Here is a 22,636-nt window from a genome sequence, read left to right on the forward strand (position 1 = left end):
ACGATCGAACACCGTCCCGGCGTCCGGCGCGATCGCCCCGCACCGGCCGACTTTTACCCGCGCTGGTCCAACGCCGACGTATGGCCGACTTCGACCCGGAGCGGTTCGAGGACAAGTACGCGAACTACTTCAACGAGCTCCAGAAGGCGTACAAGAACGCCTTCGAGCGGATGAACGACCGGTACGACTCCGAGCTCGTCCACGCCATCGACCAGCAGGTGCTCAACGAGAGCGAGCCCTTCTACGAGAGTAGCGCGGAGCGGAGCTCCGCGGACGATTCGAGCGGGCGGAGCCCGCGAGAACACGACGGCGAGTTCCGTGTCGAACTCCCCGAGAACCCCGCCGACCGACTGCAGGGCGTGCTCGTCGACGAGGAGAAACTGGACGAACTGCTCGACGTCTACGTCGAGACGATCGAGACCGAACTGCGCCGCGTGTTCGATTTCGAGAAGTGAGTCCCTCGCGAGTCGTGGCCGTGGCCGCTCGGCGCAATAACAGTAGTTGGTAGGACGATTTTTTATTCGACAGGTCGAAACCGTCCGTTCAGTACAGGGCGTGTACTGGGCGTTGCACTTAGTTCCTCTTTCAACGCGACCAGTGCTATCCGATGAGCGAATTCGAGCAGTAAGACGAGAACTGAGCGAAGCGGGATACCCCGGATTCGAGTTTCGATAACGGGGAAATCGTCCTCGGATCTCTCCGGTTTGTGGGTGGTCGGGAACTACCGCGAGACGGGAAACTCAACCCAGAGAGTCTCCCACGGCCGTTTCGGATTGTCGAGTGGCTACCACTCGTTTCGGCCACGCCGGCCGACCCGGAGTACGCCCCGGATACAATCCACGGGATTGCGGAGAAACACGGGCTAAAGGTCGTGATCATCGGCGTGGACGAAGCGCAGGCCCAAATCGCACTCTGCGATCCCACTGATGAGACTCGGGCAGAGTCGCGATTAGCGACTTCCTTGGGGATTTAGCCACTCCAGCCCCAGATCTATTCTGAGTGATTAAACCGGACTACCAGCCTCGATAAATCACATAGCGCTATATAGAATCGTCGAGGTGGCGCTACGTTTCGCCGAACGGAAAAGAACACGCGAGATACGGCTCGAAGCGCTTCTGGATCGGAACCCCAAACAGAATAGCTGAACCGGGTCGCGGGGTCGTCTCAGTCGGACGGGCGGCGCGTTCGTGCTCCTTCGGCGTCGGCGGGAGCGAGAGACGGATAGACGAACGCGGCGATCGCTCGCTTCGCCTGTTCGGGCGCGTCGTCGTGATCGAGAGAGATCCTGCGGGCGCGAGCGGCGTGGATGACGTCGGTGATGAACTGAGAGGTGTCCTCGACGTCGACCGCGCGAAAGCTCCCGCGCTCGATGCCCGCCCGCAGGACGTGCTCGATGTTGCCCCGGATGACCTCGTAGTGTTCGTTGAACGCCTCGCGGTGGGCCTCGTTGTGTTGGGCCTGGGCGAACAGTTCGTGGTACACCTTCATGCGCTCCCAGTGGTCGAACCTCTCGCCGAGTTCGGGGCCGAGAAGACACTGATCGATCCGGCCGTCCAGCGCCTCCCACGGGTCCTCGTCGTCGCCGAGTTTCGACTGGCTCTCGTACTGCCCGATGAGGTACTCCAGAAACGACGAGATGAGGTCGTGTTTCCCGTCGAAGTGGTAGTGGATGAGCGTCCGACTCTTCTCGAACTCCTCGCCGATGTCCCGGACCCGGAGGTCGGAGTAGCCGTGCTCGCTGAGCGCGCGGAACGTGGCCTCCATGATCGCTTCCCGCGTGTCGGGGGCCGTCTGCGAGGCGGTCATACCCCTCACTACGCGCGAGGACCCTAAAGATCCGTGGAGACGAAACGACGCGGCTGTGCGGGCGAGGCCTGTCCGATCGTCGGGACGGACTGAGAGGGCTCTCGCCGGACAACTCGAAAGCGTCGCGGCGCGAGACTCGCCTCGTGGGGCTCGAAACGGATGCCAACCGTTTGTCCTCGACTCGACCCGTCGGAGTCTCACCGCGCGCCGTCGGGACGTTGGGGCTCGGCCGTCAAGTATCTTTACCAAATGGTCAATCTTATCCCGGTCGAGCGCCTCCTCACAGCCATGACATCGCGCGAGGCTACCGACGGACGAGTCGGGCCGGTCGCCGGCCAGACAGTCCGACACGGGACCGGCGTCAACTCGAATCGGGCCTTCCCGACGGACGCCCATCCGACCCACCTCGACCCGTTCGTGCTGTTCGAACGGTTCTACATCGACCCCGAGAAGGGGTTTCCGATGCACCGCCACGAGGGGTTCGAAATCGTCTCCTACATGATCGAAGGCGGGATGGACCACGAGGACTCGCTCGGCGTCGAACACACCGCCTACGAGAACGAGGCGATGCGGATCACGACGGGAAGCGGCATCCGACACTCGGAGTTTCCCGCCGACGGCGCGGCGTGCAACGGGCTCCAGCTCTGGGTCAATCTCCCGCGCGCGGACAAAGACGCCGACCCGGACTACGCCGACGCGACCACCGACGAGCTCCCGATCCGCGAGCTGGACGGCGCGACCGTACGGACCGTCGTCGGCGACGGCTCGCCGATCGAACTCCGCACGCCGATGGAGTATCTCGACGCCCGCGTCTCCGAGGGCTGGACGTGGGAGCCCGACGAGGAGTGGACCGGCTTCGTCTACGGCGTCGAAGGCGCGGGGACCGTCGACGGAGACGCCTTCGGCGAGGGCGACGTACTGCCGGTCGCGGACGGCCGGAGCGTCCGACTGGAGAGCGACGAGACGCTCCGGGCGGTCGCGGTGGCGGGGCGACCGCACGGCGAACCCATCCGACAGCGCGGCCCGTTCGTGCTCTGAACTGGCCGGATCGGCGCCGCAAGCGCCGCCGGGACCGTCCGGGGCCCGCGGGCCGGGAGGGTGAACCAAAGGCCTAAGACCGCGGACTCCCTATCGGTCACCATGAGCACGGACACTCAGGACGACGGGAACGACCTCGAAGAGCGGGTCACCAACTTCCTGCGGCGCAACTTCCCCCAGATCCAGATGCACGGCGGGAGCGCGGCGATCCAGAACATCGACCGCGAGACCGGAGAGGTCCACATCCAGCTCGGCGGCGCGTGCAGCGGGTGTGGCATCTCGCCGATGACGATCCAGGCGATCAAGAGCCGGATGGTCAAAGAGATCCCCGAGATCGAGCAGGTCCACGCCGACACCGGCATGGACGCCGGCGGTCACGGCGGTGGCGGCGGCATGAGCCCGTCGTTCCCCGGCGAGACCACCGACGACGGCGACGACGACGACGAGGGACCGCAGGCCCCGTTCTAAGTCCGGATTTCCGGGCCGAAACGGCCTCGTTCTTCGCGTACAGACCGGCTAACATCAGGATATTTATCCCGTCGCGGGTTGGACGGTGTTCGTATGACCAACGACGACGCCGCGGGGAACGTCGTGTTCGTGGTCATGGACACGGTTCGCAAGAGCCACCTCTCAGTCTATGGCTACGACGAGCCGACGACGCCCGGCCTCGAGCGGTTCGCCGACGAGGCCGCCGTCTTCGAGCAGGCGGTCGCCCCCGCGCCGTGGACCCTACCCGTCCACGCGTCGCTGTTCACCGGGATGTACCCGAGCGAACACGGCGCGAGCCAGGAGAACCCCTATCTGGAGGGCGCGACGACGCTCGCGGAGTCGCTCTCGTCGGCCGGCTACGAGACCGCGTGTTACTCCTCGAACGCGTGGATCACGCCCTACACCCACCTCACCGACGGCTTCGACGATCAGGACAACTTCTTCGAAGTGATGCCCGGCGAGTTCCTCTCGGGCCCGCTGGCGAAGGCCTGGAAGACGATGAACGACAACGACTCGCTCCGGAAGGTCGCCGACTACCTCGTGAGCGTCGGCAACAAGATCCACGAGTACACCGCCTCGGGCGAGGGCGCCGACTCGAAGACCCCGCAGGTGATCGACCGGACCATCGAGTTCATCGACGACGCCGACTCCGAGTACTTCGCGTTCGTCAACCTGATGGACGCCCACCTGCCCTATCACCCGCCCGAGGAGTACAGAGCGGAGTTCGCGCCCGGCGTCGACTCCACCGAAGTGTGCCAGAACTCCAAGGAGTACAACTGCGGCGCCCGCGAGATCGACGACGAGGAGTGGACCGCCATCGAGGGGCTCTACGACGCCGAGATCCGCCACATCGACACCCAGCTCCAGCGGCTGTTCGGCTGGATGCGCGAGAACGACGAGTGGGACGACACCATGGTCGTCGTCTGCGCCGACCACGGCGAACTCCACGGCGAACACGGCCTCTACGGCCACGAGTTCTGCATCTACGATCCGCTTGTCAACGTCCCGCTGATGGTCAAACACCCCGAGGTGGACGCCGAGCGCCGCGAGTCCCAGCAGGTCGAACTGCTCGACCTCTATCACACCGTGCTCGACCACGCCGGAGTCGACGCCGACCGCGCGACCGTCCCGCTGGACCGGACGCGGTCGCTCCTCGACGCCGACTACCGTGAGTTCGCCGAGAGCGACGCGGGGGCGGCCCCGGGGAGCCACCCCGGCGACGGCGAGTACGCCTTCGTGGAGTACTACCGCCCCGTCGTCGAGCTCAAACAGCTCGAACAGAAGGCCAGCGACGCCGGGATCACCCTCGACGAGGACTCGCGATTCTACTCTCGGATGCGGGCCGCCCGCCGCCCCGACGCGAAGTACATCCGCAACGAGCGCATCGCCGACGAGTTCTACCACCTCGATTCGGACCCCGGCGAGCGCGACGACGCGCGCGGAGCGGACAGCGACGAGGAGGTCGAACTCGAAGCCGCGCTCTCGACGTTCGAGGAGAGCGTCGGCGGCGAGTGGAAGGCGGTCGACGACGAGGACGTGCTCGGCGAGATGAGCGACGACGCGAAAGACCGCCTGCAGGATCTGGGGTACATCGACTGACCGCCCGCGTGCTTACACCGAGTCGACGCCGACGACGCTCACCACGGCGCCCCCGATCCCGATCGGTACCCAGTAGATTGCCCCCCGAAAGAGGATGACGGCGGCGAACGCCGTCTCCCAGCCGACCCCGATCCCCGGGAGACTCGAGAGGAGCGTGACCAACACCGCCTCGATCCCGCCCGCGCCGCCCGGGAGCGGCGTGACCCCCGCAATCGCGCCGACCGGAACCACGAACAGGAGCACGTCGAACGGGATCGGCGAGCCGATGGCGACGAACGCCAGCCAGAGCGCGATCATCTGGAACACCCACCCGAGCGTCGAGGCGCCGAGGGTGAGCGCCAGCCCCCGCCGGTTGGTCGCCACGCGCTCGATCGAGTCGAAAAACTCCGACACCCGGTGTTCTATCTTCTCGGGGCTGAGCGCGACGTCGACCGGCAGGACGCGCGAGACCCACTCGAGGGCGGGCGCGAGCACACGCGCGACGGTCCGTCGGAGCGCGCTCCGGTGGCGCCACCCGAAGAACGCCGCCACCGGGACCGCGACCGAGAGGCCGACGATCGCGGCCGTGGCGATCCGGAGCCGGCGGCCAAACGACGTCTGGGTCGCGTAGAACCCCGCCCCGAGCAACGAGAGCGTGATCGAGGGGACGAAGTTGAGCGAGTCGACGCTCGCGATGGCCGCCAGTCCGCGCTCGTACTCGGTGTCGGCCACCTTCGAGATCAACAGCGCGGTAACCGGCTCGCCGCCGGCCTGTCCGAACGGCGTGATGTTGTTCGAGAACATCGCGCCGTTCAGGACGAAAAACGACTTCGCGAACGAGATGTCCGATCCGAGAACGTGGAGGACCGTCCGGAGGCCGTACCCCCAGGCGGCGAGCCACCCCAGCGTGGCCGCGACGAGCAACGCGACCGTCTCCGGGTCCGCCTGCCGGAGCTCGCGGAGCAGGTCCTCGACTCCGACGAAGTAGAGCAACAGCCCCAGGATGGCGAAGGTGCCGAGGAATCCGAGCGCGGTTGTGCGCAACTGCGCGCCGTTCATGGGCGATGCTTGCCGCCTGCACTAATCAGTATGTCGGAACTCCCGCTCGAAACGCGGGCGAGAGCCGCTTCGCGCCGGGTTAGGGGCGGCTTTCGGCGTTGGCGTCGGCCCACGCCCCCAACAGGTTCGCCAGCGTTCGGTTGACCGGGGCCGCGACGCCGAGTTCGTCGGCGCGGGCCGCGACGTGGCCGTTGATCGCTTCGACCTCGGTGTGGCGGCCGGCGAGCACGTCCTGGAGGGTCGAGGACGCGTTCTCGGCGGTGTCGGCCGCCACCGCGTCGAGCGCTCGGACCGCGTCGGCGTCCGAGAGTTCGATCCCGGCGGCCCGCGCGACGCGGGCGGTCTCGCGGGCGGCGTCGGTCGCGACCGCGCGAGCGGGACCGGACCGAACCCCGCCGTTCTGCGTCCGGGCGAGCGCCGTGGTCGCGTTGATGCCCGCGTTGACCGCGAGCTTCCGCCAGCGCCGGCGGGGCATGTCGTCGGCGACGGTCGTCTCGACGCCGGCCGCCCGGAAGGCCCGCCCCGCCTCGTCGGCGACTTCGGCGGTGCCGCCCCCGCGGGGGCCGAGGACGACCTCGCCCTCGCCGGTACACGCGACCACGCCCGGCCCAGTCAGGCGCGCACCGTAGGTCGCGGTGCCGGCAAGCACCGGACACTCGAGGCGGTCGGCGAGGATCGCCTCGTTTCCCATCCCGTTCTGGAGCGAGAGCGCGGCGTCGAACGCGCCGGTCGCGAGCGCCTCGGCGGCCGCCTCGGTGTCGAACGCCTTGACCGTCACCACCGCGAGGTCGGCCCCGAGGCCGGTCCCGTCGGTGGTGGCCGCGGGCGAGACCGAAAAGTCGTACGTCCCCTCGACGCGGAGTCCCGACTCGCGGACGGTCGCGACGTGGGGGTCCCGGCCGACGAGCGTGACCGGGTGCTCGCGCGCGAGCAAGCCCCCGACGAGGCTCCCGAGGCTCCCCGCACCGAAGACGACGATCTCCATGTCCGAGCCTTGTGCTCGCGGGTAGAAAAGTCGCCCCGTCTCGGGTCCGCGCGAGTGGCCGTGGCGGGCGAGGTCGCTGGTAGCCCAACCGTTAACCCGCCGAGTCCCCGAGGGCGGGGCATGGAACTCTCCGTCGTCGACCTCTCGCCGGTCCCCGAGGGCGGGACCGCGACCGACGCCTACGCGAACACCGTCGAAGCCGCACGACAGGCCGAACGACTCGGCTACACGCGGTTCTGGGTGGCCGAACACCACGGCATGGCCGACACGCTGGCGGGCACGACGCCAGAGGTAGTGCTTGGCCACCTCGCGGCCGAGACCGACGCCATCCGGCTCGGGTCGGGCGCGGTGTTGCTCAACCACTACAGCCCGTTCAAGGTGGCCGAGCAGTTCGGCGCGCTCGACGCGCTGGCGCCCGGGCGCGTCGACGCCGGGCTCGGGCGGGCGAACGGCTCGCCGGCGGTCGACCGGGCGCTCGGCACCGAGCGCCACGTCCAGAACCCCGACGAGGACCACGCCGAGAAGGTCGAGGCGGTCGTCAGCCACCTCTACGACGAGTTCCCCGACGACCACGCCTACGCCGACCTGCAGGTCCCGGGGTCGGGCGACGATCCCCCGGTCCCGTGGCTGTTGGGGTCGAGCCCCTCCAGCGCGGCGATCGCGGGCGAACTCGGGCTCCGGTACTGCTTCGCGGCGTTCATCCGGCCGCAGTTCGCCGTCCGGGCCTTCGAGGAGTACCGCGAGCACTTCCGGGCGTCGGCGCTCGGCGGCGGCGTCGACGAGCCGACCGGGACGATCGCGGTGAACGCGATCTGCGCCCCGACCGACGAGACGGCGGCGCGGCGCCGGGCGGTGGCCGAGGCGACTTACAAGCGGATGCGGCGCGGCGAGGTCGCCACCAGACCCTCCGTCGAGGAGGCGATCGACGAACTCGGGGGCGTCCCGGCGCCGACGCCGGCGACGCTCGACGACGACGAGTGGCCCCGGGCGATCTCCGGGAGCCCGGAGACGCTCGCGGGGCTACTCGACCAGCTCGCCGACCGCGTCGGCGTCGACGAGGTGATGATCCAACACGTCGTCGGCGACCACGAGCACGCGCTTCGCTCGCACGAACTGCTGGCCGACGGCGTCGGGCTCGAATCGCGGTAAGGCGGCGAGGTCGGTCGGCGCCCGCTCAGTCCTCGGTCCAGTACATCAGCGCCTCCTTTGGCTCCCCGCAGTTCGGACACTTCTCGGGGAGGCCGCCGTCGATCTCGCCCATCTCGCCGCACTCGGTACACCGCCACATCAGCTCCGCCTCGCCGAAGTCGTGGCCCGCGCGGGCGTGCTCGACGCTGAGTCCCTCGACGCCCTCGCGAGTCGTCACGAAGAACCCGCCCTCCTCGAACCCCCGGATCGTCCCGAGCTCGGTCCCGTCCTCGTCGTAGACGGTCGCGCCCAGATCGAGCCGCATGATCGCTTCCTCCGCCTCCGGTTCCCCCTCCTCGGCCGGCGTTTCACCTTCCCCACTCATGGGAGAGGCTACGCCCTCGGACCTGATAAAGTTCCTCGCCCGAAAACGGATCGGCGACCGACCCGAACGCTCGACCCGTCGCGTCGAACCGAAAAAGACCGACTCCGAGGCGAGTCCGCCGGGCCTCAGGCGATCTCGTCGTACTGCTCGGAGAGCTTGTCCGCGGCCTCACCGAGCTGTTCGCGCTCGAACTCGGTGAGGTCCCACTCGACGACCTCCTCGACGCCGTCGGTGCCGAGCTTCAGCGGCACGCCGAGCGCCACGTCGTCGTGACCGTACTCGCCGTCGAGCTTGATCGAGCCCGGCAGTACCTCGCCGGTGTCGCGGACCACGGCCTCGACCATGTGGCCGACGCCGGTCGCCGGCCCCCACTCGGTCGCGCCCTTCTTCTCGATGACGTTCATCGCGCTCTGCTGGAGCTCTTCGAGGATCTCCTCTTTCTCCTCGTCGCTGAACTCGGGGTCCTTGCCGTTCGCGCGGACCTTCGAGAACACCGGCACCTGAGCGTCACCGTGCTCGCCGAGGATCGTCGCCTCGACGTTCCCGACCGGCTCGTCGAACCGCTGGCTCAGCACGTAGCGGAACCGCGCGGAGTCGAGCCGGCCGCCGAAGCCGATGACCTGCTCGCGGGCGCGGTCGCCCGTCTCGTAGAGGTGGCGGTTCAGCAGATCGACCGGGTTCGAGGTCGTGATGGTGACGAAGTCGTCGTTGTGCTCGGCGATCGAGGAGCCGATGTCCTCCATGATCGGAGCGTTGTCGCCCGCGAGGTCGATGCGGGTCTGGCCGGGCTGGCGCGGGATGCCGGCCGTGATGACGACCACGTCCGAGCCCTCGGTCGCGGCGTAGCCGCCCTGTCGGACCGTGGTGTTCGCGTCGTAGGCCGCGCCGTGGTTCACGTCGGCGGCCTGCCCGACGGTGTCGTCTTCCTTGTCCGGGATGTCGACCAAGACCAGTTCGTCGGCGATGTCACGAAGCGCGATGTTGTACGCCGCCGCGGCCCCGACCGTGCCGGCCGCGCCGACCACACTGATTTTCGTCATACCACCTGAGATACTGCCCGCAAATCGGTTAAGCGCTTCGAAACCTCGAAAAACAGAGAGGCCGGTTCCCGCGACGCGTCGGGCCTCGACCGGCGATGTCGGTCCCGCCACGGCCGCGAGCGCGACACTTTTCGGCCCCGACCGCCTTGTGGCACGTATGAGCACGGACGACGGCGACGACGACGGATTCGACAAGGAGGCCGAGCGCGAGAAGCTCCGAGAGAAGTACGGGAAAGACAAGCAAGATCGGGAGTCGACCCAGCGGATGAGCGAACTCCTCCTCCAGGGCGCGACGATGACGGGCAAACACTGCAACAACTGCGGAGACCCGATCTTCCGGTCCGACGATCAGGAGTTCTGTCCGACCTGCCAGCACGAGAGCCAGCAGGCCCGGAACGCCGACGAGACCGAGCGTCCGGCGGGCGCGGACCGCGCCGACGCCCCCGGACCCGACGCCGGCGAGGTCGCATCCGGATCGGCCGGCGACCCCAGCGCGCAGTCGGGCGACGGCGAGCCGCGGGTCGAGATCGACGACGTTCGGGTCCCAGACGCCCACGCCGACCGGTCGGAGCTCCGAACCCCGCCGTCCCAGCGGGACCGAGACGCCGGCGCACGGGCGCCCGAGCGCGACCGGGATCGTGCCCGCGGGAGCGATCGGGGCGCCGGCGACCGGGCGCAGGGCCGAGAGTCGACCCGAGATGCGACTGCGAGCGCGGGCGGTATCGACGCCGCGCGAGCCTCGCTGGTCCGAACGCTGAACGACCTCGCGCGGCGCGCGGAGGACGCCGACGACGTGGCCCGCACGCGGGACCTCCTCGGCGCGAGCCGCGAGGCCGCCGAGGCGCTGGCGGCGCTCGACCGGGCGAGTCGGTAAATAGGCTCGAAGAAAACGCGGTTATCGCTCGCTCGTCTCGGCGGTCCGGGTCGCCCGCGAGCCGAGCGAGTCCGGCTCGAGCGGGGCGTTCCGGAGGCGCGCGAACAGCAACTCGACGTCCCGAGTCTCGGCCACATCGGCGGACTCGTGCTGGGGCTCGCCGTAGAGGGCCTGTTCGTCGCGGGCGTCGCCCGGCTCGTGGCACGGCTCGCCGTACAGGCACTGCTCGTCGACCGGGCCGCGGTCGGGGTCGGCCCGCGAGCGCGCCGAACCGCTTCGGGAGGTGTCGAAGACCATACCTACCGTACCGTATCGGCGCCCTTAACTGGGGGACGCCGTTCCGACGAGTTTCGATCCCAAACGCGCGATTGAACCCCGACCGTTCGAACCAAGGCGCTGTTTCTACCCCCGGGGTCGGGCTGACCGTTCCGGAGAAACGAGTCGTTTCTCCCCCGGAGCGGCCCCCGACGGCCGGTCACTCGTCGTAGTCGCTACCGACGACCTCCCGAATGCGCTCGGCGGTGACCTCGCCGACGCCCGGGACCTGTTTCAGGTCGTCCTCACGGGCGGTCATCACCGCTTCGACGGTCCGAAACTCCTCTAGCAGCGACCGGGCGGTCACGGGCCCGACGTCGGCGATCGAAGCGACCACGTACTCCTGCTGTTCGGCCAGCGTCTTGCTCGCCTTCTCGCCGTGGACCGACACCTCCCTGTCGTCGGTCTCCTGCTCGCGGGTGGCGATCACTTCGAGCAGGTCGGCGGTGTCGTCCTCGTCTCTGGTTCGGAGCACGCTCGCCCCGAAGTCGACCGCCAGCGACGACAGCGCGCCTCGGATCGCGTTCGGGTGGACGTTGCGCTCCTCGTAGAGTTCGCCGCCCTCGAGGATCAGGACCGGCCGAGCGTAGTGGCGCGTCGCGTCGCCGACCTGCTCGAACAGCGACCGGTCGCCGCCGGTCAGGGTGTCCAGAAAGTCCGATACGGACTTGCGCTCGACCACCACGCGGTCGCTGAGGACGTAGTCGCCGACCGAGAGGGTCTCGAGGCGGGTCTCGATCCCCTCGCGGGTCGAGAGGTCCCGCGCGATCGTCGAGTCGAGTTCGCGCTGGTCGGCCACGATCTCGACCGTCCCGTCGTCCGGGGCGGCCGTCGCGACCGCGCCGTCGTCGGCTTCGTCTGTTCTGCCGTCGTCGGGGTCCGCGTCGTCTGGTCCGTCGGCGCCGGCATCGCTCGACTCGTCGCTCGAATCGAACGCCTGTAACCCGGGCTCGACGTCGGTTCCCGAGGCTTCGGCCTCGCCGGCGTCGAAGTCCCCGAGCCGGCGCTGGGAGTCGTCTAACTCCGCTTCGACCTCGTCGGCGACGCCCTTGAGCTTCCGAAGTTCGTCTTCCATCTCGTCCTCGCGGCGCTTCGAGATCCAGAAGTACGCCTCGTCGCGGGTGTCCTCGGCGAGCAGGACCGCGACCTTCCCCTCGGCCTGCCGGCCGGTCCGGCCCTTGCGCTGGATCGATCGGATGGCGGTCGGCACCGGCTCGTAGAACAGCACGAGGTCGACCTCCGGCACGTCGAGGCCCTCCTCGGCGACCGACGTCGAGACCAGCACCTCGAACTCCCCGGCCCGGAAGCGATCGAGGGTCTCTTGCTGTTCGGTCTGGGTCATCCCGTCGCTTCCCTCCTTGTCGCCCTGCCCGACGAACCGCTGGGTGTCGAAGTGCTCGCCGAGGAACTCGGTGAGCGCCTCGGCGGTGTCCCGCGACTCGGTGAACACGATGACGCGCTCGCCGCCCTCGATCCCGAGCGTCTCGGCGATCCGGATCCGCGCCCGCGAGTACTTGGGGTGGAGGCCGTCGTAGCTCTCTGCTTTCCGCATCGACTCTTTGACTTTCGGCTCGCTCACGAACCGCTGGCTGGCCTTCGACGCCCCGGAGCTCCGGGCGGCGTTGCGCTGGCGCTCGAAGTACCGCCCGAGCGCCTCGACGCTCTGGGTCTCGACGTACGTCACCGCGGTACGGAGCTTCCGGATCTCGGCGAGCGCCGACATCCCCTGATACCCCTCCGACTGGTCGTTGTCGATGAGCTGTTGGAGCTCCGCGCGCATCTTCTTGATGTCGGTCTCCGAGAGGTCCGCGCTCGTCTTGCGGGTGATGCCGAGCTCCTTGAGCTTCGCGAGTCGGTCCTCGACCACCTCGTTGAGCGCGTCCCGAATGTCGAGTATCTCGTCGGGAAGCTCGACGCGCTCCCACTCGACGTCGGTGTCGTGGGTGTAGGCGTCGACGTCGCTGTCGTCTTCGGTCATCACCTCGACGTTCTCGATGCCGAGGTTCTCACAGACGTCGAGGATCTCCTCTTCGTCGCCGCCCGGCGACGCGCTCATCCCGGTCACGAGCGGGTCGGCGGCGTCCTGGTGGTAGCGCTCGGCGATGTAGTTGTACGCGTAGTCGCCGGTCGCGCGGTGGCACTCGTCGAACGTGAGGTGGGTCACGTCCCGGATGTCGATTCGGCTCCCGACGAGGTCGTTTTCGACCACCTGCGGAGTGGCGACGACGATCCGGGCGCGTTCCCAGAGGGCGGCGCGGTCGTCGGGGCTGACCTCGCCGGTGAACATCACGATGTCGTCGTCGGGGATCTCGAGGGCTTCCCGGTAGAAGTCGGTGTGTTGCTGGACGAGGGGTTTGGTCGGCGCGAGAAACAGGCTCTTGCCCTGCGCGTCCGCGAGCCGCTCGGCGGTCACCAGCAGGCTCACCGTGGTCTTGCCGAGCCCGGTCGGCAGACAGACCAGCGTGTGTGCGTCCTTGGCCGCCCCCGCAAGCTGGAGCTGGTACATCCGCCGCTCGATGAACTCGGGAACGAGGAGCTCGTGGTCCACGTACTGCTGCTCGCCGGTGGTCGCCATTCGACCCACGGTTGGTCGGCAAGCGATTAAAGGGTTCGCCTATCGGGGTGAAAGTGAAACGAGCGGCCGGAGGCGCCTCAAAACGTCACTTCCGGCAGGTGGCGCAGCGACAGGTAGATCACGACCGACGACCCCACCGGAATCGTGAGGTTATCGTCGATGACGTAGCCCGCGACGACCGGCTTCGCGCCGTCGGCCAGCGTCGCCGCGAGCGCGCCGAGCACGGCCGCGACCACGGGAAGCCCCGAGAGGCTCGCGATCAGCACGCAGACCCCGAAAGTGAGCAAGAGCGTGTGGGTCGCTTTCACGCCGAGCTCGCCCGAACTCGCCAGCCCGCTGATCGGGTCCGCGATGGTGAGCATCAGCATCGCGGGGACGGCGACGCGGGGCTCGAACAAAAGCGCCGCCACGGTCATCCCGAACAGGTAGAGGGCGTAGCCCGCGAGGTTGTCGTGCTCGTACTCGCGGGTCAGCTCGTCGAAGATCCGCCAGTCGAGACCGACGAGCAGTCGGATCGTCTCCAGTCCGAGCGCGACGGCCGAGCTCGCCACCAGCAGAAGCTGAAGCTGGCGGTAGGAGACGAGGTCCAGCACGAACAGCGCCGGGTAGCCCGTGCCGCTGACGTGGACGAGCCGACGCTTGACCTCGCTCGATAGCGACACAGCTACTGGTCTGGGGTCGGGGCGTCCAGTTCGCCGAACGCGAGGTCGCCGGATCGGAGGTCCGCGAGCAGGTCGGGCAGATCGTCGACCGCGACCCGGACCTGCTCGGTCGAGTCCCGCTCGCGGAGGGTGACGGTGTCGTCGTCCAGGCTGTCGTAGTCGACCGTCACGCAGAACGGCGTGCCGACCTCGTCTTGGCGGCGGTAGCGACGGCCGATGTTACCGGAGTCGTCGTAGGTGACGTCGAAGCCGGCCGCCCGGAGGTCGGCGGTAACTTCGCGGGCGGTCTCGCCCATGCCGTCTTTGTCCATCAGCGGGAAGACGCCGACGAACGTGGGCGCGACCTCGGGTTCGAGCGCGAGCCGAGTCCGGGCCTCGCCCTCGATCTCGTCTTCCTCGTAGGCGTGGTCGAGGACGGTGTAGATGACGCGATCGACGCCGATCGACGGCTCGACGACGTGGGGCAGGACGTGCTCGCCGGTCTCTTTGATCTCGTCGACGCTGAAGCCGGTCTTCTCGACCGGGATCGCGTGGGTCTCGCCGTCGACCTCGACGGTCACCGTCTCGGCGTCGAAGGCGGTTCGATCCCGCTCGGCGAGCGTCTCGAGGGCGTCGGCGACGTCGCCGGCCGCGCCGCCGAACTCCGGGCCGAGGTAGCTCATGTCGGGGTCGACGGTGGCGCGCTCGACGACCGTCGGCTCGTCGTACTGCTTGAACACCGTGAAGTCGTCGTCCGAGTGGTCGTCGTGCTTGCTGAGGTCGTAGTCGCTCCGATAAGAGTAGCCCGAGATCTCGATCCAGTCGCCGTCGACCTCCGACTCGGCGTCCCAGCAGTCCGCCGAGTAGTGAGCGAGCTCGCCCGGGAGGTGCTGGCGGAACCGGAACCGATCCATGTCGACGCCGATCGACTCGTACCACTGCTTGCCGACGCCCAGATAGTAGGCGATCCACTCGTGGACGATGTCCTCGTCGACGGCCTCCCGGACCGTCTTGGTGAGGTACTCGCCGTCCTCGCGCTCCTGCTCGTCTGCGGGGTAGAGGGTGAGCTCCACGTCGGCGACCCGATCGAGCGGCGGCTCGTCGGCCTCGGGGTCGACGAAGTGTTCGAGCTCGGCCTGCGTGAACTCCCGGACCCGGATGATCGACTTCCGGGGGCTGATCTCGTTGCGGTAGGCCTTGCCGATCTGGGTGATGCCGAACGGGAGCTGGTTGCGGGCGTACTCGGCGAGCTGGGGGAACTCCACGAAGATGCCCTGTGCGGTCTCGGGGCGCAGGTAACCCGGCGAGGAGCTACCCGGACCGATGTTGGTCTCGAACATGAGATTGAACTCCTCGACCGACTGGCCCGCCAGTTCGGCGTCGCAGTTCGGACACCGCAGGTCGTGGTCGGCGATGAGCGTCTCGACCTCCGGGATCGGGATGCTCTCGGCCTCCTCGATCTCGGTGTTGTCCTCGACGAGGTGGTCGGCGCGGTGGCTCTCGCCGCACTCGGGGCACTCGACGAGCATGTCGTCGAAGCCGTCGAGGTGGCCCGACGCCTCGAAGACGGGCTCGGGCAGTACGGTCGGCGCGTCGATCTCGCGGTGGCCCTCTCGCACCTGGAAACGCTCGCGCCACGCGTCCTCGACGTTCTGCTTGAGCGTCGCGCCCTCCGGGCCGTAGGTGTAAAAGCCCGAGACCCCGCCGTAGGCGCCGGCCGACTGGAAGAAGTACCCCCGGCGCTTGGCTAGCTCCACCAGGTCCCGACTCATCGCAGCGCCTCCAGCAGATTGATGTCCCGGACGATGCCGGTGAGCTCGTCGCCGCTCACCAGCGGGATCTGCTCGATGTCGTTGCGGAGCATCATCTGGGCGGCCTCCTTGGCGGTCTTGGTGCCCGAGACGGTCACCACGTCCGCGGTCATGAACTCCGCGACCGGCGCGGCCGGGATCTCGACGTTCCGGGTCGGGAGGTAGCGCTTGCCGACCGCCTTGATCGACTCCCACTTCCAGTCGTCGTCGTCGTCGGCGATCGAGTCGCCGGTGTCGGCCTCGCCCTCGACCACGCGGGCCACGTCGATGATGTCGACCTCGGTCAGCACGCCGTCCATCTCGCCCGCGTCGTCAAGCACGACGGCGTACGGGAGGTTGGCGTAGTAGAGTTCGCGCTCGGCGACCGTCAGCGGCACCTGATCGTGGGTGGTGTTGACGTCGCGGGCCGCGAGGTCGCCGACCGCGGTGGACCCCTCGGCGTCGCCGTCGGCGATCGCCCGGATCACGTCGGTGACGGTGACGATCCCCTCGAGCCGACCGTCGACCACCGGGACCCGGCGGGTCCCCGATTCGACCATCAGGGACGCCGCCTCCTCGATGGTCGCGTCCTGCGTCGTGGACGGGACCTCCCGCATCAACAGCGCGAGCTGGTCCTCGTCGGGGTTCTCGATGAGGTCGTCCCGGGAGATGAGTCCGCGGAACTGCTCGCCTTCGTCGGTGTGTTTGATCACGGGAACAGACGAGAACGACCGTTCCTGGAGGTATTCGAGCACGTCGTCGCGGGTGCCCGGAAGTTCGACAGTGACGACATCCGAGCGGGGCGTCATGGCTTCGCCGACGTTCATGTTCGCCGCGTACGGGTTGGGCCTTCTTGTAGTCTACGAACACGAGAGCGCCTCGACGCGCTCGCTCGGCGGGGCGGCTCGCGGAGAAACTGGGAGACAGGTCACTCGTCGTCGGACGAATCGGCGCCGAAGTCGACCTCGTAGTCCTCGTAGCGGTGGGGGTTCGGGAAGAAGTGTTCGACCTCGTCGTGGCGGAACGACGCGAGGTGGGTCTTGTCGAGCTTCTGGAGGTGGGTGTACATCTCTTCTTCTTCGAGCGCGGTCTTGACCAGCCCCGGCGCGTGGCGCAGTTCGAAGTTGCCCGCGATCAGGATCGCCTGCTCGGCTTCGGGATCGAGCAGTTGGGTCACCATGAACACTCGGCCCTGCATCTCCTTGCGGAACACCCGGTACTGCGGGAACGCCCCCGTCTCGACGGTCTCTTCGATGTCGTCGGCCTTGTTGCCCGGAACGACGTGGACCAACCCGAACCGGTCGGTCGCGCCCGCGTCGGGGTTCGTCGGCGCGGTGTGACCCGCCGGAATCGTCAGCACGTCCCACCCCTCGTCTTCGAGGTCCTCGGCGATCGCGTTCATGTCCTCGACGGTCTGTTGCCACGCGTTGCTGTGGACGTCGGCGCTGGCCGCGATCCGCTCGGCGTAGTCGGGGCCCTCGTCGCCCGTCCCGGTTTCGGTCATGTGTACGCGTCTCGACCCGCTGGCGGTAAAAGCTGTTGTTCGAACCCGGGGTCAGGCCGCGACCCCGAACACCGTCTCCAGCGCGTAGGACCACCCGAGCACCGCGAGGCTCGCGAGAAACAGCTTCGCACCGGGCGACAGCCGGTCGTCGGGCGCCAGCGAGTACCGCGACAGCGGCGGAATCCGCTGGACGGCCGCCTGAAACCGGGTCTCCTCGCGGGAGCCGACGACCCGACCCGACGAGTCGTTCTCGACGACGCGGATCTCGCCGTCCTCGCCCGACTCGGTTCCCCACGGCGGGGCGGGTCGGAGCTTGAACGTCCCGTAGCCGAACAGGAGGAGGCCGACGACGAACATCACGAACTTCGCGGTCACCAGCGCTCCGCCGACCGCGACGCCGACCGCGAGGCCGACGAGGAACACGACCGCGGCGACTGCGAGCGCGTACACCGCGGCGTCGAGGGCCTGTCGAGCGCGGTTCGGGGCGGTCTGAGACATCAGCGTTCGGTGTAGGGCGTGAACTCGTCGGGCTCCTGGTAGTCGGGCAGATGACGGTGACAGTTGCTCGTCCGGCCGGTGTCACTCACGACGTGCATCGACGGGTCCTCGGCGTCACAGATGCTCCCGAACTCGTCGGCGAGATATTCGCGGGCGGCGTGCTCGTCGTTTTGCTCGACGTGGTTCGCCGCGACCTCGACGTGTTCGCGGACGCGGCTCGGCACGTCGAGATCGCCGAACAGCTCGGTCCGGATCTCGTCGATGTCGGAGAACCGCGTCTCCATCCCGAGTTTCTCTTTGGCGATCTCCGTGAGGCTCTTCTCGGCGCGGGCGCGCTCGCGGAGCACCTCCCGGAACACCTCGATGGCGACCCAGAGGTCCGGGTCGATGTCCTCGTACTTTTCGGGCCGGATCTTCATCGGACACCGGGTCGTGAACGGACAGCCCGCCGGCGGGTCCCGCGGGCTCGGCGGCGTCCCGCGAAGCGTGACCCGCTCCTTGTCGGCGGTCGGGTCCGGCTCCGGAATCGCCGACAGCAGCGAGTGAGTGTAGGGGTTCTTCGGGTTGGCGAACATCTCCTCGGTCTCGCCGAGCTCCATGACGTTCCCGAGGTACATCACCGCGACACGGTCGCAGATGTGGCGGACGACCGAGAGGTCGTGGGCGATGAACAGGTAGGTCAGCCCGAACTCGTCTTGGAGGTCCTCGAGGAGGTTCAGGATCTGGGCCTGCACGCTCACGTCGAGGGCCGACACCGGCTCGTCGAGCACCACGAACTCGGGTTCGAGCGCCAGCGCCCGCGCGATGCCGATCCGCTGGCGCTGGCCCCCCGAGAACTGGTGGGGATACCGGTAGTAGTGCTCGGGCTGGAGCCCGACCACGTCGAGCAGTTCCCGGACCCGTTCGCGGCGCTCCTGGGGCGTCTCCCAGTCGTGGACGTCGAGGGGCTCGCGGATGATCTCGCCGACCGTCATCCGGTCGTTGAGGCTGGACTCGGGGTCCTGAAACACCATCTGGCTGTTGCGCCGCCAGTTTTTGAGTTCCGTGCCCGACAGCTCCGTCACGTCGGTGCCGTCGAAAAGCACCTCGCCGGCGGTCGCGTCTTCGAGTTGGATGAGCGTCCGGCCGAGCGTGGTCTTCCCACAGCCGGACTCGCCGACCAGCCCCAGGGTCTCGCCGCGCTTTATCTCGAAGTCGACGCCGTCGACCGCCTTGACGGGGTTCGAGTCGATGATACCGCCGTCGTCGTAGTAGGTCTTCAGCCCGTTGACGTCCACGAGCGTCTCGCCCGTCTGGACGCCAACCGACTCCTGTCGTACTTGTTCGCTCATCGGTCGGTCACCTCCTCACCGTCGCCGCGCCGCTCGTGCAGTTCGACCGCCTCGGCCTCCGAGACGTCCTCGGGGTACAGCAGGCAGGCGGCGGTGTGATCGTCAGCGCCGTCGGTGACCGCGACCGGCTCGGGGTGGACCCGCGTACACTCCTCGAACGCCTTCGGGCACCGGGGTTCGAACCGACAGTAGGTCGCGGGCTCGTTCGGCGTCGGCACGTCGCCTTCGATCGTTTCGAGCCGATCGGCGCCGGGCTGGTTGCCCGGGATCGAGTTCAACAGCCCCTCCGTGTAGGGGTGTCGGGGGTTCGCGAACAGCTCCTCGACCGGCGCGGTCTCGACGATCTCGCCGGCGTACATCACGTTGACGCGGTCCGAGATCTCCGCGATCACGCCCATGTCGTGGGTGATGAACATGATCGCGAGGTCCCGCTCCTCCTGGATGTCGTCGAGCAACTCCAGGATCTGGGCCTGGATGGTCACGTCGAGCGCCGTGGTCGGCTCGTCGCAGATCAGCAACTCGGGATCGCAGGCAAGCGCCATCGCGATGACGGCGCGCTGGCGCATCCCGCCGGAGAACTCGTGGGGGTACTCGTTGACCCGCCGGGCGGCGTCCGGGATGCCGACCGCTTCGAGCAGGTCGATCGCCTCCTCGGTCGCCTCGGCCCCGCGCATGTCCTGGTGGAGCCGGAGGGACTCTTTGATCTGGTTGCCGACGGTGTACACCGGGTTCAGGCTCGTCAGCGGGTCCTGAAACACCATCGCGATGTCGCCGCCCCGGATCGAGCGGTACTCCTTTTCGGACTTGTCGGTGAGTTCCTCGCCGTCGAACCGGATGGAACTGCCCTCGAGCACCCGGCCGGGCGAGTCGACGAGCCCCATGATCGAACGGGCGGTCACGCTCTTGCCCGACCCGGACTCGCCGACGACGCCGACCGTCTCGCCGCGCTCGATGTCGAAGCTCACGCCGTCGACCGCGCGGATGACCTCCTTGTCGGTGAAGAAGGCGGTCTGGAGGTTCTCGATCGACAGCAACGGCTCGGACTCGCCGCGAGTCGCCGTCGCGTCGGTTCGGGCCATCAGGCACCACCTCCGCCGGCCGCGACGGCCTCACTGCCCTCGCCTTCGCCCCCTTCGCTCTGGGGGTCGATCGCGTCGCGGATGCCGTCGCCCAGCGCGTTGAACGCGGTCACCACCAGCACGATGAGGATGCCGGGGATGAACGAGATGTGCCACGACGTCGTGGTGACGTACGACTGGCCGATGTCGATCGCCCGTCCCCACTCGGGCGTCGGCGCGCTGACGCCGAGGCCGAGGAACGACAGGCCCGCGACGCCGATGATGATACCCCCGAGGCTCATCGAGGAGTACACCAGCAGATACCCCAGGATGTACGGCGCCATGTGTTTCTGCATCGTTATCCGGGGTTTCTGTCCGAAGCTTTTGGCGGCGTCGATCCACTCCTGTTCGGCGATCTGGAACGCCGGACCGCGGACCGCGCGCCACAGGATCGGCCACCCGGTCGCCGCGAAGATGAGCGCCAACAGCAAGCCGCCGCTGTAGATGCTCGCGATCCACGTATCGGCGAGCACGACCGACAGCAACATCACGAACAGGAGCCGCGGCAGCGACATGATCGAGTCGCCGGTGATGACGACCGCGAGGTCGACCAGCCCCTTGTAGTAGGCGGTCAGTAGCGCGAACGACGCCGCGATGAAACCGCTCAGCCCGATCGAGAGGAGCCCGATGAACAGCGACACCCGGGCGCCGGCCGCCATGAACGTGAACATGTCTTTGCCGGACGGTAACGTCCCGAACGGGTGGAACCGGCCGTACTCGTCGTACTGCATCACGCCGACGTTCTGGTCGGGGGTCCCCTGCGAGCGGGCGCCGAGGTTCGCCTGCCCGACCGTGACGTTGGCCAGTTCGCCGTTCTCGTCGTAGTAGTCGACCGTGTAGGAGTACGGGTCCTGAATGGTGCGTTCGACCGTCGTCGGGCCGAGCGCGGGAGCAAACATCGCCATGATCACGAACGCGAACACGATCACGGCGCCGAACTGTCCCCAGCGGTGGCCCCGAAGTCGGTCGATCATGTCGTCGCGGGGCGTCCAGTCGGCGTAGCGGTAGTGCTCACGGAAGACGAGATAGCCACGCCAGAGCCACCAGGTACAGACGATGGCGTAGACGTAGACGAGCGCGACCCGAATACCCCACGCGACCGCGGGCGACAGTCCGAGGAACGTCTCCTTCCAGACGCCGGCCGGCGTCTGGAACCCGTTGTTCGGGATGAGCTCTCGCGAGAGCAGCGTCGGGAGTTCCATACCGGGACCGAACAGGCCGGTCACGAAGTTGACGACCGCGCCGGCCTCCAGCGCGAACAGCAACAGCGCGCCCGCGAGCCACCGCATCGCCGGCCCGGGGTCGTCTTGAATCCGTTCGAGCAGCGTCGCTTCCTCTGGATCGTCTGTCACGCTCATATCAGGCACCTCCGTCGTAGCCGACTCGGGGATCGATTATCGTGTACAGCAGGTCCTGGACGATGTTGATGACGACGACGAGCAGGATGAACACGAACATCAGCGAGCCCACCAGCGGCATGTCGCCGTTCTGGATGCCCTGGAAGAACAGGTAGCCGATGCCGCTGATGTTGAACACCGTCTCGACGAGCACCGAGCCGCCGATGAGCAAGAACGCCTCGCCCGTGATGATCGGCACGAGCGGGATCAGGGCGTTCCGGAAGATGTGTTTCCACACCAGCGACCGCGGCGGGACGCCTTTGGCCTTCGCGGTCTCGATGAAGTTTGAGTTGACCGTCTCGAGGACCGCGGTCCGACCGATACGCATCTCGTTGCCCATCGACGCCGACCCGAGGACGATGGCGGCCGGCGCGATCTTCTTGAGCGCGGGGAAGAAGTGGTCGGGACTGGTGAGCAACGTCACGAGGTCGCCGGGAAGCGGCGGCGGTCCGGTCACGTTCGTCTCGTAGAGCCAGTTCTGCCAGCTGAATCCGAACAGGCTCTGGGACTGCGAGAGGACGCTCATCAGGATGACCGCCAGCCAGAAGTTCGGCATAGCGCGCCAGACGATGCCGCCGAACGAGGCGAGGTAGTCGCTGAACGTGTTGGGGTTCAGGCCGGCGTAGAACCCGAGCGGGATGCCGATGAAGACCGCGATGAGCACCGACCAGAATCCGAGCCAGATGGTTCGGGGCGCGTAGGAAGCCAGAAGCGAGTACACGTCGCGCTCGGGCTGGACGACCCACGATTCGCCGAGCTGGAAGGTGAAGAGGTCGACCATGTAGTCGATGTACTGTCGCCACAGCGGTTCGTTCAGTCCGAGTTGCTCTCGAATCCGGTTGTACGCCTGGGGATCACCCTGCGGGCCGATGATCGCCGACACCGGGTCGAGCGGTCCCGCCCGGATGACCAGAAAGGTGATCGAAGCCCCGAACACGAGCACCGGGACCGACAACAGCAGCCGCTTGCCGAAGTACTGCCAGCGACTCACGGCACATCACCGCCGCCCCCACGGCAATGAGTGTCGAGTGGTACGTGTCCACTTTGGACTGCGAGCATGCGTGATGAATTTGATGGTCTTCTCA

The 22,636-nt window shown here is 67.8% G+C and carries 22 protein-coding genes; 6 read left to right on the top strand and 16 right to left on the bottom strand.

Translation table 11 applies throughout. The annotated features are described in order from the left end of the window. The first annotated feature begins 80 nt into the window (after positions 1–80). On the top strand, positions 81–455 hold the full coding sequence (locus tag EPL04_RS17290; RefSeq protein WP_134672430.1) for a DUF5783 family protein: 375 nt from the start codon (positions 81–83) through the stop codon (positions 453–455). 709 nt (positions 456–1,164) lie between these two features. On the opposite strand, the gene EPL04_RS17295 is transcribed toward EPL04_RS17290, so the two are convergent. Further along, positions 1,165–1,806 (bottom strand): TetR/AcrR family transcriptional regulator, encoded by a 642-nt coding sequence (locus EPL04_RS17295; RefSeq protein ID WP_209019662.1) that lies wholly within the window; start codon positions 1,804–1,806, stop codon positions 1,165–1,167. Between the two features lie 288 nt (positions 1,807–2,094). Between EPL04_RS17295 and EPL04_RS17300 the strand changes: the two genes are divergently transcribed. From EPL04_RS17300 to EPL04_RS17310, 3 genes are all read left to right on the top strand, one after another. Further along, positions 2,095–2,844: a pirin family protein gene (locus EPL04_RS17300; protein WP_134672431.1), complete on the top strand. Its 750-nt coding sequence runs from the start codon at positions 2,095–2,097 to the stop codon at positions 2,842–2,844. A gap of 102 nt (positions 2,845–2,946) precedes the next feature. Continuing rightward, positions 2,947–3,312: a NifU family protein gene (locus EPL04_RS17305; RefSeq protein WP_134672432.1), complete on the top strand. Its 366-nt coding sequence runs from the start codon at positions 2,947–2,949 to the stop codon at positions 3,310–3,312. Positions 3,313–3,405: 93 nt separating this feature from the next. Next, positions 3,406–4,932 (top strand): sulfatase, encoded by a 1,527-nt coding sequence (locus tag EPL04_RS17310; protein WP_134672433.1) that lies wholly within the window; start codon positions 3,406–3,408, stop codon positions 4,930–4,932. 12 nt (positions 4,933–4,944) lie between these two features. Here the strand turns inward: EPL04_RS17310 and EPL04_RS17315 are convergent, their stop codons facing one another. Both EPL04_RS17315 and EPL04_RS17320 read right to left on the bottom strand, forming a co-directional pair. Continuing rightward, positions 4,945–5,970: a lysylphosphatidylglycerol synthase transmembrane domain-containing protein gene (locus EPL04_RS17315; RefSeq protein ID WP_134672434.1), complete on the bottom strand. Its 1,026-nt coding sequence runs from the start codon at positions 5,968–5,970 to the stop codon at positions 4,945–4,947. A gap of 79 nt (positions 5,971–6,049) precedes the next feature. Beyond that, positions 6,050–6,955, bottom strand: a complete 906-nt coding sequence (locus EPL04_RS17320; RefSeq protein ID WP_134672435.1) for a ketopantoate reductase family protein — start codon at positions 6,953–6,955, stop codon at positions 6,050–6,052. 120 nt (positions 6,956–7,075) lie between these two features. Between EPL04_RS17320 and EPL04_RS17325 the strand changes: the two genes are divergently transcribed. After that, the gene (locus EPL04_RS17325) at positions 7,076–8,104 is read left to right on the top strand and encodes an LLM class flavin-dependent oxidoreductase (RefSeq protein ID WP_134672436.1); all 1,029 of its coding nucleotides are present in this window, start codon (positions 7,076–7,078) and stop codon (positions 8,102–8,104) included. A 25-nt stretch (positions 8,105–8,129) separates the two neighbouring features. Here EPL04_RS17325 and EPL04_RS17330 read toward each other — a convergent pair whose 3' ends face one another. Further along, a complete protein-coding gene (locus EPL04_RS17330; RefSeq protein ID WP_134672437.1) occupies positions 8,130–8,468 on the bottom strand; it encodes a DUF7130 family rubredoxin-like protein in 339 nt (112 codons plus the stop codon). Between the two features lie 125 nt (positions 8,469–8,593). Beyond that, the gene (gene mdh, locus EPL04_RS17335; RefSeq protein WP_134672438.1) at positions 8,594–9,508 is read right to left on the bottom strand and encodes a malate dehydrogenase; all 915 of its coding nucleotides are present in this window, start codon (positions 9,506–9,508) and stop codon (positions 8,594–8,596) included. Between the two features lie 157 nt (positions 9,509–9,665). On the opposite strand from mdh, the gene EPL04_RS17340 reads away from it, so the two are divergent. After that, the gene (locus EPL04_RS17340) at positions 9,666–10,382 is read left to right on the top strand and encodes an Sjogren's syndrome/scleroderma autoantigen 1 family protein (protein WP_134672439.1); all 717 of its coding nucleotides are present in this window, start codon (positions 9,666–9,668) and stop codon (positions 10,380–10,382) included. Between the two features lie 21 nt (positions 10,383–10,403). Here the strand turns inward: EPL04_RS17340 and EPL04_RS17345 are convergent, their stop codons facing one another. The 11 genes from EPL04_RS17345 to EPL04_RS17395 all read right to left on the bottom strand — a co-directional run bounded on the left by EPL04_RS17345 (position 10,404) and on the right by EPL04_RS17395 (position 22,542). Further along, the gene (locus tag EPL04_RS17345; RefSeq protein WP_134672440.1) at positions 10,404–10,679 is read right to left on the bottom strand and encodes a hypothetical protein; all 276 of its coding nucleotides are present in this window, start codon (positions 10,677–10,679) and stop codon (positions 10,404–10,406) included. A 178-nt stretch (positions 10,680–10,857) separates the two neighbouring features. Continuing rightward, complete coding sequence (locus EPL04_RS17350; protein WP_134672441.1) at positions 10,858–13,272, bottom strand: DEAD/DEAH box helicase; 2,415 nt, start codon at positions 13,270–13,272, stop codon at positions 10,858–10,860. Positions 13,273–13,349: 77 nt separating this feature from the next. Further along, entirely contained in the window at positions 13,350–13,934 is a 585-nt protein-coding gene (locus tag EPL04_RS17355; RefSeq protein ID WP_134672442.1) for a dolichol kinase, read from the bottom strand. A 2-nt stretch (positions 13,935–13,936) separates the two neighbouring features. Further along, the gene (gene glyS, locus EPL04_RS17360; protein ID WP_134672443.1) at positions 13,937–15,685 is read right to left on the bottom strand and encodes a glycine--tRNA ligase; all 1,749 of its coding nucleotides are present in this window, start codon (positions 15,683–15,685) and stop codon (positions 13,937–13,939) included. Then, positions 15,682–16,530, bottom strand: a complete 849-nt coding sequence (locus EPL04_RS17365; protein WP_134672444.1) for a CBS domain-containing protein — start codon at positions 16,528–16,530, stop codon at positions 15,682–15,684. The genes glyS and EPL04_RS17365 overlap by 4 nt, the downstream gene beginning before the upstream one ends. 101 nt (positions 16,531–16,631) lie before the next feature. Continuing rightward, positions 16,632–17,207, bottom strand: coding sequence for a DUF7529 family protein (locus tag EPL04_RS17370; protein WP_134672445.1), 576 nt, complete (start codon positions 17,205–17,207; stop codon positions 16,632–16,634). Between the two features lie 51 nt (positions 17,208–17,258). Next, positions 17,259–17,705, bottom strand: a complete 447-nt coding sequence (locus EPL04_RS17375) for a DUF7555 family protein (protein ID WP_134672446.1) — start codon at positions 17,703–17,705, stop codon at positions 17,259–17,261. Beyond that, positions 17,705–19,036 (bottom strand): ABC transporter ATP-binding protein, encoded by a 1,332-nt coding sequence (locus tag EPL04_RS17380; RefSeq protein WP_134672447.1) that lies wholly within the window; start codon positions 19,034–19,036, stop codon positions 17,705–17,707. Before EPL04_RS17380 ends, EPL04_RS17375 begins: the two co-directional genes overlap by 1 nt. After that, positions 19,033–20,115: an ABC transporter ATP-binding protein gene (locus EPL04_RS17385; protein WP_134672448.1), complete on the bottom strand. Its 1,083-nt coding sequence runs from the start codon at positions 20,113–20,115 to the stop codon at positions 19,033–19,035. The genes EPL04_RS17380 and EPL04_RS17385 overlap by 4 nt, the downstream gene beginning before the upstream one ends. Beyond that, complete coding sequence (locus EPL04_RS17390; RefSeq protein ID WP_134672449.1) at positions 20,115–21,512, bottom strand: ABC transporter permease; 1,398 nt, start codon at positions 21,510–21,512, stop codon at positions 20,115–20,117. Before EPL04_RS17390 ends, EPL04_RS17385 begins: the two co-directional genes overlap by 1 nt. 1 nt (position 21,513) lies before the next feature. Continuing rightward, positions 21,514–22,542: an ABC transporter permease gene (locus EPL04_RS17395; protein ID WP_134672450.1), complete on the bottom strand. Its 1,029-nt coding sequence runs from the start codon at positions 22,540–22,542 to the stop codon at positions 21,514–21,516. Positions 22,543–22,636 lie beyond the last annotated feature (94 nt).

Origin of the sequence: Halorussus marinus, from assembly GCF_004521895.1 — an archaeon.
GTDB classification, from domain to species: Archaea; Halobacteriota; Halobacteria; order Halobacteriales; family Haladaptataceae; genus Halorussus; species Halorussus marinus.